The 14,854-nt window shown below is 65.1% G+C and carries 13 protein-coding genes; 5 read left to right on the top strand and 8 right to left on the bottom strand.

Features of this window, described 5'->3' with window-relative positions:
• Positions 1-36 precede the first annotated feature (36 nt).
• The 6 genes from C2138_RS12605 to C2138_RS12580 form a co-directional block, all read right to left on the bottom strand.
• Entirely contained in the window at positions 37-735 is a 699-nt protein-coding gene (locus C2138_RS12605) for a response regulator (RefSeq protein ID WP_108518335.1), read from the bottom strand.
• Complete coding sequence (locus tag C2138_RS12600) at positions 732-2,069, bottom strand: sensor histidine kinase (protein ID WP_108518333.1); 1,338 nt, start codon at positions 2,067-2,069, stop codon at positions 732-734. Before C2138_RS12600 ends, C2138_RS12605 begins: the two co-directional genes overlap by 4 nt.
• A gap of 79 nt (positions 2,070-2,148) precedes the next feature.
• On the bottom strand, positions 2,149-2,964 hold the full coding sequence (locus C2138_RS12595; protein WP_108518331.1) for an alpha/beta fold hydrolase: 816 nt from the start codon (positions 2,962-2,964) through the stop codon (positions 2,149-2,151).
• 83 nt (positions 2,965-3,047) lie between these two features.
• Positions 3,048-3,692 (bottom strand): GntR family transcriptional regulator, encoded by a 645-nt coding sequence (locus C2138_RS12590; RefSeq protein WP_108518329.1) that lies wholly within the window; start codon positions 3,690-3,692, stop codon positions 3,048-3,050.
• Positions 3,693-3,717: 25 nt separating this feature from the next.
• Positions 3,718-5,727 carry an acetate--CoA ligase gene (acs, locus tag C2138_RS12585; RefSeq protein ID WP_108519137.1) on the bottom strand — a complete coding sequence of 670 codons (2,010 nt, stop codon included), beginning with the start codon at positions 5,725-5,727 and terminating at the stop codon, positions 3,718-3,720.
• A 160-nt stretch (positions 5,728-5,887) separates the two neighbouring features.
• Positions 5,888-6,919 (bottom strand): zinc-binding dehydrogenase, encoded by a 1,032-nt coding sequence (locus tag C2138_RS12580; RefSeq protein ID WP_241961125.1) that lies wholly within the window; start codon positions 6,917-6,919, stop codon positions 5,888-5,890.
• A 184-nt stretch (positions 6,920-7,103) separates the two neighbouring features.
• Between C2138_RS12580 and C2138_RS12575 the strand changes: the two genes are divergently transcribed.
• Together C2138_RS12575 and C2138_RS12570 are read left to right on the top strand one after the other, a co-directional pair.
• Positions 7,104-8,468 (top strand): LLM class flavin-dependent oxidoreductase, encoded by a 1,365-nt coding sequence (locus C2138_RS12575; RefSeq protein WP_241961124.1) that lies wholly within the window; start codon positions 7,104-7,106, stop codon positions 8,466-8,468.
• Positions 8,469-8,528: 60 nt separating this feature from the next.
• Entirely contained in the window at positions 8,529-9,449 is a 921-nt protein-coding gene (locus C2138_RS12570; protein WP_108518323.1) for an AEC family transporter, read from the top strand.
• Positions 9,450-9,475: 26 nt separating this feature from the next.
• On the opposite strand, the gene C2138_RS12565 is transcribed toward C2138_RS12570, so the two are convergent.
• On the bottom strand, positions 9,476-10,312 hold the full coding sequence (locus C2138_RS12565; protein WP_108518321.1) for an exodeoxyribonuclease III: 837 nt from the start codon (positions 10,310-10,312) through the stop codon (positions 9,476-9,478).
• A gap of 91 nt (positions 10,313-10,403) precedes the next feature.
• Between C2138_RS12565 and fgd the strand changes: the two genes are divergently transcribed.
• Positions 10,404-11,408 carry a glucose-6-phosphate dehydrogenase (coenzyme-F420) gene (fgd, locus tag C2138_RS12560; protein ID WP_108518319.1) on the top strand — a complete coding sequence of 335 codons (1,005 nt, stop codon included), beginning with the start codon at positions 10,404-10,406 and terminating at the stop codon, positions 11,406-11,408.
• 18 nt (positions 11,409-11,426) lie between these two features.
• On the opposite strand, the gene C2138_RS12555 is transcribed toward fgd, so the two are convergent.
• Positions 11,427-12,764, bottom strand: a complete 1,338-nt coding sequence (locus C2138_RS12555) for a D-alanyl-D-alanine carboxypeptidase family protein (protein ID WP_159078240.1) — start codon at positions 12,762-12,764, stop codon at positions 11,427-11,429.
• A 314-nt stretch (positions 12,765-13,078) separates the two neighbouring features.
• Here C2138_RS12555 and C2138_RS12550 point away from each other — a divergent pair, with 314 nt between their 5' ends.
• On the top strand, positions 13,079-13,852 hold the full coding sequence (locus C2138_RS12550) for an electron transfer flavoprotein subunit beta/FixA family protein (RefSeq protein WP_108518315.1): 774 nt from the start codon (positions 13,079-13,081) through the stop codon (positions 13,850-13,852).
• A gap of 14 nt (positions 13,853-13,866) precedes the next feature.
• Complete coding sequence (locus C2138_RS12545) at positions 13,867-14,835, top strand: electron transfer flavoprotein subunit alpha/FixB family protein (protein ID WP_108518314.1); 969 nt, start codon at positions 13,867-13,869, stop codon at positions 14,833-14,835.
• Positions 14,836-14,854: the final 19 nt, after the last annotated feature.

The raw sequence follows: 14,854 nt of genomic DNA, 5'->3' as shown, positions 1-14,854 counted from the left end.
CCCCATGAGGAGGAGCAGCGGGGGCAGGGCGCGGGGCTAGCTGCCCGGAACGGCGATGCCGTGCTCGTAGGCAAAGATGACCGCCTGGATGCGGTCTCGCAAGCCGAGCTTCATGAAAACTTTGGATACATGCGTTTTGACCGTCGCCTCTCCGACGAACAGCCGCTCGGCGATTTCGGCGTTGGAGAGCCCGGCAGCGAGAAGGCCGAGAACTTCGCTTTCGCGTTCCGTGAGTTCGGCCGTGGCGGCAGCGGTCGAGACGCGGTCACCTGAGGCGCTTGACGACGCCCCGTGGGAATCCGCTACGGCGGCGATAACTCTGCGGGTGACGGTGGGAGAGAGCAGCGCATCGCCGCGAGCGATCACCTGCACGGCGTCGATGAGTTCTTCGGCGCTAGCGTTTTTGAGGAGAAACCCGCTCGCCCCGGCCTGCAGAGCCTCGAATAGGTAGTCGTCGCGGTCGAACGTCGTGAGGATGAGCACCCCCGCGCCGATCGACGGGGTTGCCACGATCTGCCGAGTAGCTTCGAGCCCGTCGACTCCCGGCATCTGCACATCCATGCAGATCACGTCGGGCTGCAGCTCGCCAGCGAGACGCACGGCGTCGGCGCCATTGGTCGCCTCGCCAATGACCTCGATTCCCGGCTCGCTATTGAGGATGATGCGAAAGCCGGCGCGCACGAGGTCCTGATCATCGACCAGCAGCACTCGAGTCGTGAGACGATCGGTGGTCATGGCGTGGCCTCCGTCAGGCTGGCGTCGGAATCGGCATCGTCGGGCCAGGAGCCGCCCGCCGGTGTGAGCGGAACGATCGCGCGGACGAGGTAGCCGCCGCGAGGTCGTGGTCCGACCTCGAGGCGCCCGCCCACTGCGGCGAGCCGCTCCCGCATTCCGATGTGCCCGTGACCTGTTGTGCCCCGGGAGAGCCCGCGGCCGATCCCGGTGTCGGTGACTTCGAGCTCGATACTGTCGCCCAGGTAGCGGATTCGCACTTCGGCCGTTGCCCTGTCTCCCGCGTGCTTTCGCACGTTCGTGAGGGCTTCTTGGCATACGCGGTAGAGGGTGAAACCTACTAGAGGGGTTGCCGGATGCGGTTGTCCGACGGTCACGAGCTTGGCCGAAACCCCCGCGGCGGTGCTCTGGGCCACAAGTTCCGGCACCTGTTCGAGGCCGCGCGTCGATGACGCTTGCGCCGCAGCATCCGGGGCACCCTCGTTGGGCTCGTCGGCGCTGAGGGGGTCGCGCAGGGTGGCGAGTAGGCGATGCATCTCGTCGACCGCTGATCGCGCGCTGCTCTCGATCATCACGAGCGACTCGGTGGCCTGGGCGGCGTCGGTCGCGAGCACTCGGCGGGCGGCACCGGCCTGCACTCCCATCACGGAGACGTGATGAGCGACCACGTCGTGAAGCTCGCGGGCGATGCGAACCCGATCGAGTGCGATGGCCTGGCGCATGCTGTGTTCGCGTTCGTCGGCGAGTTCCGCCGTGCGCTCTTCGAGCACCGCCCGCTGACGAGCTGCCGCCCACATGCGGTCGCCAAAGTAGTAGGCGCCGCCAAAGTAGAGCAGATTGGTGGCGAAGTTGAGCAGGGCGAATGACGCGAACTGAGAGAAGACACCGCTGCGAGAAACGTTGGGCAGCAGCTCGGGGTCGCTCACGGAGATGATGAGGTTCACCGTAATCCAGATGAACATGCCCGCGATGATGGCCAAGCGCACAATGGTCGCCCGCCGACGACGAGTGCTCCATGCGCCCACCGAGTAGATGGCCATGAAGAGCGTGATGTTGCTGACGAGAAACTCGGGAACCGCGAACTGCTGCGTAACGAAAAAACCGACGGACGCGATGACCGCGACGAGCTCGGGGTATCGGCGGCGGAGCGCGAGGGGCAGCGTCATCGCGGCGATCACTACCGCTGTGAGCCAGACGGGTGCCGGGTCGTCATACGAGCCGATGCGGTAGTAGAGCAGCGAACTCAGCCCGGCCCCGATCGTTAGCCCAATGGCTCCGAGGGCATCACGTCGATAGCCCGCGGCATCCGGGCGCGGCCGCTTCCACTCGTCAGTCACTGCTCCAGGTTAGCCAGCGCCCGCGGTGTCGGCATCCATCCACGGTCGTCCCCCGGGCGGATGAGTCGCCCTGTGCTGGCTACAGGTTGTGCTGGGAGAGCCAGCGGTGCACGACCTGCGCGAACTCGGCCGGATGCTCCACGCTTGGCAGGTGGGCGGAGTGGGCGAACCGCGCTCCGTCGGATTCCGGAATCGTGCTGAGCAGGTATTCGAACTCGGCGAACGTTTCGCTCAGGTCATGATCTCCCACGGCGATGAGGGCAGGCACCGCGATGTCGGTGACTCGGTCATACGACGGCGGCTCAAGGGGGATCGGTTTCGCCTTGGCGCCCACGTGTCGCAGATTCGGTTCGTTCAGCGCATACGCTGTGCGAACAAAGTCGGGGTCGAGCTCGGCAGGGTCTCGCGAGACCCCCAGGGCCCACAGCTCAACCTCAAGCCGATTGAGCTTCTCCCACTCTGCCTGCTCGAACGCCAGGTCGAGCCTGTCGAACATGGCGTCCTCTTCTGGGGTGAGGTCGATATCGGGGAACCCGCTCGGCCCGCCACCCACCACGATGAGTCCAGACACGCGAGAGGGGTGCTCGACGGCGAAATCGATGGCGATCTGCCCGCCGCGGGAGCATCCGAGAATCGTGGCCTTCTCGACGCCCAGATGATCAAGCAGGGCCAAAATGTCGTCGTTGTTGGAGAACTCCACGTCGTCGGTGGTCGATTCGCCGAATCCGCGACAATCGAGGCGAATCACATAGTGGTCGCGCGCGAGCGTTGGCACGATCGGATCCCACATGCGCAACGTGGCAATCCCCGCGTGGATAAGCAGCAGAGCGGGGGATGCTGGGTCGCCATCGGTCTCGTAGTAGATCGAAGCGCCGGGGACATCGAATCTGGCCATGCTTCGAGGCTATGCCTGTGACCAGTCGAAAGCCAGAGTTGCGCGCGGGTGGCCGAGCAAGGTAGTGCGAGAGGGCGACCGGCTCAGTCGGTTTCTGACTGCGGAATCGGCACGGCATAGAGGCCGTTGACTGCTGCTACCGCTGCCGAGACGTCGCGGGCCTTGGCGGCATCGATCAGAGCCTGCTGCCAGTCAGCTAGGCCATGGACGTCGAGCGCCTTGGGCAGGTACAAGCTGCCGAGGCGAACCATGTGCACGACGCTGGCGATGGAGCGAACCAGGATGTCGTTGGTGCTCAGTGAGCGCAGACGCGAATAGAAATCGAAGTTGGTGCGGGCGATTGCCGAGAAATCCATCGCCTTGAGGGCGTCGAGGTAGGCGGCGTGATCGGCCTCCATTAGGGCGATGGCCTCATCGGTAACCCGCGGGGTGACCTCCTCGACGAGGGCGCGGTAGAGGATGATCCACACGTTCATGGCCTGCATGGTCTGGCGCGGGGTCACTACGGCCACGCGGGTGAATCGGTTGGCCGACGCCTCGATCACTCCAATGTCGCGCAAGCGCTGAATGGCCTCGCGAACGGGGGTGCGGGAGACCCCGAAGCGTTTGGCCAGCTCCCCGTCGCTGATCCGGTCGCCCGGCTGCAGCACCCCCTGATGGATTTCGTCCAAAAGGTGATCATAAAGGGTCGCCACGACCGGGCTGGAGGTCACTTCTGCATCGGTCATACCCCCAAGTTTAGGGGCCAAGTAGCTAAGGCGCGCTCAGTTCTTGTGGGCGGTGTTGTGGGGCCCTTTCGGAGACGATCTGCGCGATGAGTCCCGGCACGGTCGAATCCTGAAGCGAGGTGACATCGCCCAGTGGTCGACCGTCGATGATGTCGCCCAGAAGCCTGCGCATGATCTTGCCCGATCGTGTCTTGGGCAGGTCGGGGACGACCACGATGTCCCGTGGCTTGGCGATCGGCCCGATCTCGTGGGCGATGTGGGCGCGCAGGGTGGCGGCGATGTCGTCGGCGTCGGTGAGCTCGCGGCTGGGCACGACGAACGCCACGATGGCCTCGCCTGTCGTGGCATCCGTCCCCCTGGTTACGCCCGCTTCTCCGACGAGCGGATGCGCGACCAGCGACGATTCGATTTCGATTGTCGAGAGACGGTGACCGGAGACGTTGATCACGTCGTCAACGCGCCCGAGAACCCACATGTCGCCGTCGGCATCGGCCTTGCCGCCGTCGCCACTGAAGAAGAATCCGCGGTCGGCGAAGCGGGCCCAGTAAGAGTCGAGGTACCGCTGCGGGTTGCCCCACACGGTGCGGGCCATCGATGGCCAGGTGCCCTCGACGACGAGGTAGCCGCCGGATCCCGGCGCCACATCGTCACCGGCCTCGTCGACGACGCGCGTGCTGAGCGCGGGCAGCGCCCTGCTCACGGAGCCCGGCTTGAGCGTTGTCACACCCGGCAGCGGAGCCATGATCGCCGAGCCCGTTTCCGACTGCCACCACGTGTCGATGATGGGGGCGGTGCCGGCGCCGATATTGTCGCGGAACCACATCCACGCCTCGGGGTTAATGGCCTCGCCAACCGAGCCGAGCAGGCGGATGCTCGAGAAGTCGAACTCTGCCGGAATGCCCTGCGAGAACCACGTCATATAGGTGCGGATGAGCGTTGGTGCCGTGTAGTAGATCGTCACGCCGTACTTCTTGATGATGTCGAAGTGGCGGCCGGGGCGCGGGGTGTCCGGGGTTCCCTCGTACATGACCTGGGTGACGCCGTTCGAGAGCGGGCCGTAAATCGCGTAGGTGTGGGCGGTTACCCATGCGAGGTCGGCCGTGCACCAGTACACGTCGTCATCCTTGATGTCGAAGATCGCCCAATGGCTCCACGACGTCTGGGCCAGGTAGCCTCCGCCGGTGTGCACGAGCCCCTTGGGTTTGCCCGTCGTTCCCGAGGTGTAGATGATGAAGAGCGGATGCTCGGCATCGAAGAACTCCGCCTCATGAACCTCGGGCTGGCGGTCGACCACATCGTGCCACCACACGTCGCGGCCCTCCGTCCACGGCACATTCTCTTCGCCAGTCCGGCGCACGACGAGCACGTGCTCAAGCGTCGGCTGGTCTGCGGCGGCCTCATCGGACTGAGCCTTGACACCAACGGCCTTGCCGCGGCGGAACTGGCCGTCGGAGGTCACGAGCAGCTTGGCGCCCGTGTCTTCGATGCGGAACCGCAGGGCCTCGGCGCTAAACCCGCCGAACACGAGCGAATGAACCGCGCCGACGCGGGCGATCGCGAGCGTGATGATCGTGGTCTCGGGGATCACCGGGAGGTAGACAACGACGCGGTCACCGGGGCCGATGCCCAGCTCGGTGAGAGCGTGGGCGGCCTTCGCGACCTCGCGCTGCAGGTCGGCATACGTGATCGTGCGGGTGTCACCAGGCTCGCCCTCAAAAAAGTAGGCGACCTTGTCGCCGTTGCCAGCATCCACATGGCGGTCGACGCAGTTGACGGCCACGTTGAGCTTTCCGCCCGCGAACCACTCTGCCTTGGGTGGCTGCAGCGACCCATCGGGGCGCAGGGCGGGCTCCCACGTATGAGCCGTGTGCCACCGCTCGTGCCAGTCGAGCCGGTCGGCGGCCTTCTCCCAGAAGGCGACGGGGTCGGCTGCGGCCTCAGCCCAGGCCTCAGCCGTGACGTTCGCATCCGCCGCGATTGCCGCAGGGGCAGGGTAGCTGCGGGTCTCCACGAGCAGCTCGCGGATGTTCGCGATGGCGTCGGGCTCAGAAGGCTCGGCAGGGGCCGCGGATGCGGCGGAGGGCGTTGCGGTGTTCGTCACCGTCCCACGGTATGACCGGGGCCGGGGCGACTCCGAATCGGGGCGTCACAGGGTGAAACATGAGGGGCGGGCGGCTGCCCTCGGTGGACCCGCGCTACGGCACGAGCACGAGCCGGATGGGGTTGCCCTCTTTGAGCTCGAGCTGGGCGATGGCGCTCGCGGCCTCGGCGAGCGGGATGATGCCGCTCACCGACCGGGAGAACTCGATTCGGCCAGCGCGCGCCAACTCGACAAGCTCCGCGACGTGCGACGGTTCAGACCCGTAGTGGCCGCGGATCTGCTTGCGCAGATAGGCAAAGTTAGTGCTGTTGTCGATCGTGATGGGCGTGCCGCTCATGCCGACAATCACGAGGCGTCCCGCGAGCCCTAGCGAGTTGATCGCCTGCTTTCGCACCGCATCCACGCCCGCGAAGTCGAACGCGACAGTGAGCCCTGCACCACCCGTCGCCGCGCGGATGTGCTTCGAGAAATCGGGGTTCGTAGGGTCTAGCGCCAGATCTGCCCCAAAACGAAGTGCCCGTTCGCGGGCCTCCTCAAGAGGGTCGATGGCGATGATCGGGCTGGCCCCCATCATCCGCAGCAGTTGCACGCCGTGTGCACCGAGCCCGCCGACGCCCCACACGCCCACGGACTCGGCAGCCTTGACCTCTCCCGTCCAGCTGATGGCAGCCCACGGGGTGGAGACAGCATCCGGAATTATCGCGGCCTGCTCGAACGGCATGTCGTCGGGGATCGCAACGACGGCGGATGCTGCCGCGACCACATACTCCGCCCAACCTCCGTCGTAGTCCACGCCCATCGTGAGCACCCGGCCGTTCGGCAAGTCCTTGCCCGCCTGCACGATCACACGAGTGCCGACCTCGACACCGGTGACGCCCTCGCCGAGCGATTCCACCGTTCCGGCGACCTCGTGCCCCAGCGTGACCTCGTCGCCCTCGAGGTACTGGGGAACCAGGATGCCCTCGATGAGATGCACATCAGAGAGGCACACTCCCGCGGCGCCCACGGCGACGCGAACCTCGCCGGGTCCCGGCACGGGGACGGGCACTTCGCGAACGGCAAACTCACGGGTCGAGATCGTGAGCCGACCGGCGAGCATGGTGGATGGTGTCGAATTCGCAGGCATACGGCCATTGTGCAGAGCTAGTGGCCCTAGCGCCGCAGATTGTCGGTTTCGCAGCATCCGCAGACTCAGTGATGCCTCGCACTAGTGAAGACCACCAGTGGCTCGTGACGAAATATGTCTGCCCCATTCGGCATCCATCCCCGTCGGAGAGACGATGGATGACCGAAGCAAGAGAGGCTCTACCGTGACCCGTCAGATTCGTTTCAACGCATTCGACATGAACTGCGTCGCCCACCAGTCGTCGGGGCTGTGGCGGCATCCGCAGGACCAGTCACGTCGCTACAACGAGCTCACCTACTGGACCGAGCTCGCCAAGCTACTCGAACGGGGCCGCTTCGACGGCATCTTCATTGCGGATGTTCTGGGCACCTACGACGTGTACGGCGGCAGCAACGAGGCCCCCATCAAACATGGTGCTCAGGTGCCCGTCGCCGACCCGCTGCTGGTCGTGCCGGCCATGGCCTATGTCACGGAGCACCTCGGTTTTGGGGTGACCGCTGGCACCGCCTACGAGCATCCGTATCCATTCGCCCGCCGCATGACCACGCTCGATCACCTCACCAACGGCCGCGTCGGCTGGAACGTCGTCACCGGGTATCTGCCGAGCGCCGCCCGCAACATGGGGCACGACGACCAGATGGAGCACGACGAGCGCTACGCCCACGCTGACGAGTACCTCGAGGTGCTCTACAAGCTGTGGGAGGGCTCATGGGAGGACGACGCGGTTGTCGTCGACCGTGAGTCGGGCGTCTTTACCGATCCGTCGAAGGTGCACGACATCAATCACGAGGGCAAGTACTTCACGGTGCCGGGCATCCATATTTCGGAGCCCTCCCCGCAGCGCACCCCCGTGATCTTTCAGGCGGGGGCATCGCCGCGGGGCATCGACTTCGCCGCGAACAATGCCGAGGCGATCTTTGTGGCCTCGCCCACCAAGGAGATTCTCAAGGCCACCGTCGGACGCATCCGGGATGCCCTTGAGGCTGCAGGGCGCGACCGCTATTCGGCCCGCATCTACACGCTGCTCACGGTGATCACCGACGCGACGCCCGAGAAGGCGCGCGCAAAGCATGCCGAATACCTCTCCTATGCCAGCGAAGAGGGTGCCCTCGTCTTCATGTCGGGCTGGATGGGAATCGACCTCTCGCAGTACGACCTCGACGAGCCGGTGGGCAACGTCAAGAGCAACGCGATTCAGTCGGCCGTATCGAACTTTCAGCAGGCCAACGCCGAGGGCGGAGAGTGGACCGTTGGCGACATCGCCCGGCACAGCGCCATCGGAGGCCTCGGGCCCACGATCGTGGGGTCGGGCGAAGAGATCGCCGACCAGCTGCAGGAGTGGGTCGACTACACCGATGTCGACGGGTTCAACCTTGCTTACGCGGTCACCCCCGGCACGTTCGAAGACATTGTTGAGCACGTGATTCCCGTGCTGCAGGCTCGCGGCGTTTACCCTACCGAATATGCGAAGGGCACGCTGCGCAACAAATTGCACGGCCGGGGCGACCGTCTTCCCGCCGAACACAAGGGAGCCAGCTTTAAGGTCTGATGCTGCGCGCTCGGCTCCCCGGCGGTAGGGGGCACTCCCGGAGTCTGCAAAGCTAGTGACGTGACAGGGGTATTGATCGGTTTCGCGATCATCGCGGCGATAATCGCCACAGGGTATGTCGTGGGCCGGGTAGATCTTCTCGGCCCGCATGCCCAGCCCGTCATCGCCAAGCTCGTGTTCTTTGTGCTTTCGCCGTCCCTGCTGTTCACGATCCTCGCCGACGCCAAAGTGAGCGACCTCTTCTCGCCGATTCTGGCGGTCTCTCTGTTGTCGGCCCTTGCGGCGTTCGCCGTCTTCGGTTTCGTTGCGCTCGTCGTGTGGCGGCGAAAGTTGCCAGAGGCGGTTATCGGCGCCCTTGCCTCCGGCTACGTCAACGCCAACAACATCGGCATCCCCGTCTCCCTATATGTGCTGGGGGATGCGTCGTATTCCGCGCCGGTCATCCTGTTGCAGTTGCTCATCGTTGCCCCGGTGGCGCTGGGCATCCTCGACGTAACGTCGGGCGGGGGTGCATCGTTCGGTCGCGTCATAACGCAGCCGCTGCGCAACCCCATCATCATCGGCTCAACGCTCGGCGTCATCGTCTCGGTCACCGGAATCACGATCCCCGACGCCGTCATGGAGCCGTTCCGCATCATCGGCGCCGCCGCTGTGCCGCTCATGCTCATCAGCTATGGAATGTCGCTGCATGGCGCCCGCATCCTGAAGCCCGGCACGGGGCGCAAGGATGTTGTGCTCGCCTCGGCGCTCAAACTTCTGTTGATGCCCGCTATGGCGTGGCTCCTCGGCCACTTCGTCTTTCACCTCGAGGGGCACGAGCTGTTTGTCGCGGTGGCGCTGGCCTCCCTGCCGACGGCGCAGAACGTGTTCAACTTCGCCCAGCGCTACGGGCGTGGTTCGATCGTTGCGCGCGACACAATTCTCATCACGACCGTCGCGTCGATGCCTGTGCTGCTGGCAGCATCCGTTCTGCTGCGCTGAGCAGCGGGCGAGGCGCGCCTCCGGAGCTAGAAGATCATCGGACGATCGTCATCATCGCCCTCGATGGCAAGGTCGACGACGACGGGAACATGGTCGCTGGGCGCGTCGCCCTTGCGCTCGTTGCGGTGAATCGAGGCGTCGGTCACAAGATCGGCGAACTCGGGGTTGCCCAGGATGAAGTCGATGCGCATGCCCTCGTTGCGGGGGAATCGCAGCTGCTTGTAGTCCCAGAAAGTGAAGCCCTCCGGCACGATCGGCCGCACGACATCGGTCATCCCAATCGTCTCGAAGGCCGCGAAAGCGTCGCGCTCCGGCTGAGAGATGTGGGTCGAGAGCCCAGGAACAAAGGACGGGTCGCCCATATCCGCATCGGTCGGAGCGACGTTGAAGTCGCCCATCAGAGCGAGCGGTGACCCGGGGTTCTCTTTCATCCAGTTGTCGGATGCCGTGCGAAGCCGGGTGAGCCAGTCCAGCTTGTACACGTAGTGGGGGTCGTCAATGGCGCGGCCGTTGGGCACGTACAGGCTCCACAGGCGAACGCCGTCGACGGTCGCGCCGAGCGCGCGAGCCTCGAGGGGCTGGTCGGGCCCCTCGGCGCCCTTGAGGAATCCGGGCTGGAGCTCAAACGACGTTTCGACATCCTCCAGCGGCAGGCGGCTTGCGAAGGCGACACCGTTCCACTGGTTGAGGCCGTGGGCGACGACCTCATAGCCGGCCTCCTCGAAGGCTTCGAGGGGAAACTGCTCTGGCTTGCATTTGATCTCCTGCATGCCGAGCACATCGATGTCTTCGCGCACGAGCCAATCGACCACCCTCCCGTAGCGGGTTCGGATCGAGTTCACATTCCAGGTGGCGACGCGCATAAGCCCAGCTTATTCAGGTGCGACGACACGCAGCTGCTTGCCGGGGGCGCGCGTCATCCCGCCGAAACATGGCCGGGGGTAGGGTGCCATCATGCTGAAACTGGGTCTGAAGGCGTCGGCGGAACAGTTTGCCCCGCGGGAGCTCGTGGAGATCGGCGTACTCGCCGAGAATCATGGGTTCGACAGCGTCACCGTGAGCGATCATTTTCAGCCGTGGAGGCACAACGGCGGGCACGCCCCCTTCTCCCTTGCCTGGATGACGGCGGTCGGCGAACGCACCGACCGCATCCAGATCGGCACCTCGGTTATGACGCCTACGTTCCGCTATAACCCCGCGGTCGTGGCGCAGGCCTTTGCCACAATGGGCTGCCTCTACCCCGGTCGCGTCTTTCTGGGAGTTGGCACGGGCGAGGCCCTCAACGAGATCGCCACCGGATGGAAGGGTGATTGGCCCGAATTCAAGGAGCGGTTCGCGCGACTCCGCGAGGCGGTCGACCTGATGCGCCAGCTGTGGGTGGGCGACCGGGTTGATTTCAACGGCGAGTATTACTCCACTGCAGGGGCTTCGATCTACGACGTTCCGGAGGGCGGCATCCCTATCTACGTTGCTGCCGGCGGGCCGCTCGTCGCCCGCTACGCAGGCCGCGCGGGCGACGGGTTCATCTGCACGTCGGGCAAGGGTATGGACCTCTATACCGAGCAGCTCATGCCAGCGGTCGCGGAGGGCGCAGCCAAAGCAGGGCGCAGCATCGACGACATCGACCGCATGATCGAAATCAAGCTTTCGTACGACACCGATTCCGAAACCGCGCTGGAGAACACACGATTCTGGGCGCCTCTCTCGCTGACTGCTGAACAGAAGCACGACATCCACGACCCCATCGAGATGGAGGCCGCGGCGGATGCTCTGCCCATCGAGCAGGTGGCCAAACGATGGATCGTGGGCAGCGATCCGGATGCCGTCGTTGAGCAGATCACTCCGTACCTCGATGCGGGCCTCAATCACCTGGTCTTTCACGGTCCCGGCCACGACCAGAAGCGCTTTATCGAGCTGTTCGAGCGCGACCTCGCCCCACGGTTGCGCGCGCTCGCGTAGGCGCCCCTGTCGCCGCGCCTACCATCCGAAGACCTCGGCGGGATGGGTGAGTCGCCACCACGCACTCGGCGGCTCGATCGTGCCGTCGAGCACGAGCGGCACCGAGCTGGTTCGCGGACCCGCCGTGTAGGTGATCGAACCGACAACAGTGCCGCTTTCCCCCTCACCAAGGCTTGACGACGTGATCTCTGAGGTCACGGGGGTATCTGACCACGTGAGCAGGGTGCCCGCTTTGCCCGTGACCACGGAGGCGCTGTCGCCCCACGGCGTCGTATAGGTTCCGAGCACTCTGCCCTGGTCGACGAGGGGGATGCTGCGAAAGCCGCCCTTGATCGACTGCAGCGTGGTCATTATTTCTCGGGAGAGCGAGTCACGGTCGAACGCACCGAGGGTGGCGCCCGTCACCGTGAGGGGTTCGCCGATGCCCACGTCGATGACCGAGGAGAACAGAAGGTTGCTGCCATAGGGGGCGAGGGTGCCCGTCTTGATTCCGTTCACGCCCCCTTGCCCGAGGAGTGTGTTGCTGTTGCTCACGGGACTGTGGCCGGGAACATCGAGGCTCGGCGATTGGACGATCACGGCGAGGACCGGGTCGGCCATGGCTAGCCTGCCCAGCGTGATGAGCTCGGCAGGGGTGCTCACGTTGCGGGGGTCGATGCCGGTCGGCTCAACGACAACCGTGGCGTTCAGCCCGTTCTTGGCAAGCCACGTTTTGGTTGCATTTCGGAAGCCTGCAGGGGATCCGAACGCCCAGTTCGCCACGGCCTCGGCATAGTTGGAGGCGGAGGCGACGAGCATGACTTCGAGGGCGTCGCGCTGCGTCATCCGCTCGCCCTTTTTCATGGTGTGGGTCGTAGCGCCGAGCACGTAGTACTTGTCGTAGAGGTCGTCATCGGCTGCGGTGAACGTGATGGTCGGGCCCGGTTCGTCGATGCCGAGGGGCTTGGCGTCGAGAACGACAAGCGCCGTGATCACCTTGCTGATGCTCGCGATCGGTCGCGCGGCGTCGGCATCGAGTGCGCCGACCATCTCGCGGCTGCCGGTGAAGGCTTCGAAATCATTCTCGCCCGACACGACGATGGCGCTGCTGCCGACCACCGGCAGGGTCATCGCGGCGACGGGCCCTGGCGTGACGCCGGGCGCGGTGAGGTGGGCGGTGGAAAGCGGAATAGCGGAGGTCAGGGCCGAGACGGAATAGATGCTCGCGGTCGTGACCAGCGCGAGCGCGGTCGCGCCCGCCACGATTCCCGCAATTCGACGGCGTTTCCGGGATGCCGCTGCGGCCTCAGGGTCGACCGCGTGGGCATCCGGAGCTCGCTCAAACATGTCGACGAGGTCGGCGAATTCGCCGCTCACGATTGAGTGCCGAGTTCTGCTCGCATCTGATCCCCCATCATGCGCACATGCTAGCGGGCACGGCATCTGCCCGTTCGAACTGCAGCGTGTAGACCTGTACGCTCGACGGTAATACTGAAGATACGTATTCCACGTGCCGAGAGTTCGTCTTTCAGAACTAGAAAAGGTAAGGGTGTTTTGAGCGTCGGCACAGAATCTGTGCCTACATAGGTTCGTCCGGCGAACACTTTCGACAGAGGGGCATGCGCTCTGGTGGAGGCTGGGTAGCGTGGGGGCGACGCAAATAGTCGATGTCGACGAAAGAGGAGTGCTCCGTGAAGATTGTCGTGCTGATTAAGCAGGTGCCAGACACCTATGGCGAGCGGCGGCTGACGCCGCAGGGTCTAGTCGACCGCGATGCCAGCGATGCCATCATCGACGAAATCAGCGAGCGCGCCCTCGAGGTTGCGCTGCAGCAGAAGGATGCTGACAAGGGCACAGAGGTCGTAGTCCTCTCGATGGGCCCCGACGCCGTGACCGCGTCACTGCGCAAGGCGCTCTCAATGGGAGCGGATTCCGCAGTCCACGTGATCGACGACTCGCTTTCGGGCTCAGACACCGGCCTGACCGCGGCAACGCTTGCCGCCGCGGTGCGCTCGATTGACGGTGTCGATCTCATCGTCGCGGGAGACGCCTCGACCGATGGACGCGGCGGAGTCATCCCCGCGATGGTCGCGGAGCACCTCGGCATCCCCTGCCTCGCTGCGGTGGACGGTCTGCAGATCGGCTCGACCGTGAGCGGCACGCAGGCGACCGAGAGCGGAACCCGCCAGGTGCACGCAGGCCTTCCGGCCATCGTCTCGATCACCGAAAGCTCGCCAGAGGCTCGCTTCCCCAACTTCAAGGGCATCATGACGGCCAAGCGCAAACCGCTCTCGGTTCTTTCGCTCTCGGATCTCGGCGTCGACTCCGGGTTCCCCGGGCTCGCCCGTTCTGTCGTAGTCACCGCAACCGAACGCCCCGCGCGCGCCGCAGGACGCAAGGTCATCGACGAGGGTTCCGCTGTCGACGAGCTCGTTGAGTTCCTCGCCGCCGAGCGCCTCATCTAAAGGAGAACAACACGATGTCAAACATCCTCGCGTTTATTGAGGTCTCCACCACGGGTGAGATCCGCAGCTCCGCCGGAATGGTTCTCGCGGCCGCCGCGAGCCTCGGCACACCGGTCGCGGTCGTCGCTGTCGCCCCCGGCACCGGTGCCGCACTCACCGACGAACTCGGCCGCCTCGGGGCAGCCCAGGTCTTCGTCGCAGAATCGGATGCGGCTGCAACCACCGTGGCATCCGCCCAGGTCGCCGCCATTGTGGCCGCCGCAGCACAGTTCTCCCCGGCAGCGGTTCTCGTCTCCAACTCGCCCGACGGCCGCGAAATCGCTGGCCGCGCCGCAGTGCGCACGGGCGGCGCCCTCCTGGTGGATGCCGTCGGAGTTCGCGCGGACGGCGACACCATCGTCGCAACCCACTCGGTGTTCGGCGGTGGCTACACGGTCGAGGCAACAGTGCAGGGTGGTCTGCCGATCGTGACGCTGCGACTCGGTGCGATCGATGGCGAAGCACCCCCGGCGGCCGCCGAGGTAACGACGGCGGCTATCGAGGTCGACACCACGGCATCCGCAGTCATCGACTCGGTCAAGGACGAGACGGTTGTCTCGACCCGGCCGGAACTTCGCGCGGCGACCAAGGTGGTTTCCGGTGGACGGGGGCTCGGCTCCAAGGAGAACTTCGTACTCGTCGAGCAGCTCGCGGATGCCCTGGGTGCGGCGGTTGGCGCCTCCCGCGCAGCGGTCGACTCAGGCTACGTTCCTCACAGCTACCAGGTGGGTCAGACCGGCATCACGGTTGCGCCGCAGCTCTACATCGCCCTGGGAATCTCGGGGGCAATCCAGCACCGCGCGGGAATGCAGACCGCCAAGACCATCGTGGCGATCAACAAGGATGAAGACGCACCCATCTTCGAGATCGCCGACTTCGGCATCGTCGGAGATGTCTTTGAGATCGTGCCCAAGCTCGTCACCGCGTTGGAATCACGCGGCTAGTCATTAGCAGACAGTGTGC

It is taken from the genome of Salinibacterium hongtaonis, from assembly GCF_003065485.1.
Taxonomy (GTDB): Bacteria; Actinomycetota; Actinomycetes; order Actinomycetales; family Microbacteriaceae; genus Homoserinimonas; species Homoserinimonas hongtaonis.
This window is presented reverse-complemented; position numbering and strand designations above follow the sequence as displayed.

Excerpts from the sequence above, each read along its gene's own strand:
- C2138_RS12565 (WP_108518321.1), bottom strand. The coding sequence starts at position 10,312 with ATGCGCGTCGCCACCTGGAATGTGAACTCGATCCGAACCCGCTACGGG.
- C2138_RS12545 (WP_108518314.1), top strand. The coding sequence starts at position 13,867 with ATGTCAAACATCCTCGCGTTTATTGAGGTCTCCACCACGGGTGAGATC.
- C2138_RS12595 (WP_108518331.1), bottom strand. The coding sequence starts at position 2,964 with ATGGCCAGATTCGATGTCCCCGGCGCTTCGATCTACTACGAGACCGAT.
- C2138_RS12605 (WP_108518335.1), bottom strand. The coding sequence starts at position 735 with ATGACCACCGATCGTCTCACGACTCGAGTGCTGCTGGTCGATGATCAG.
- C2138_RS12590 (WP_108518329.1), bottom strand. The coding sequence starts at position 3,692 with ATGACCGATGCAGAAGTGACCTCCAGCCCGGTCGTGGCGACCCTTTAT.
- C2138_RS12580 (WP_241961125.1), bottom strand. The coding sequence starts at position 6,919 with ATGCCTGCGAATTCGACACCATCCACCATGCTCGCCGGTCGGCTCACG.
- fgd (WP_108518319.1), top strand. The coding sequence starts at position 10,404 with ATGCTGAAACTGGGTCTGAAGGCGTCGGCGGAACAGTTTGCCCCGCGG.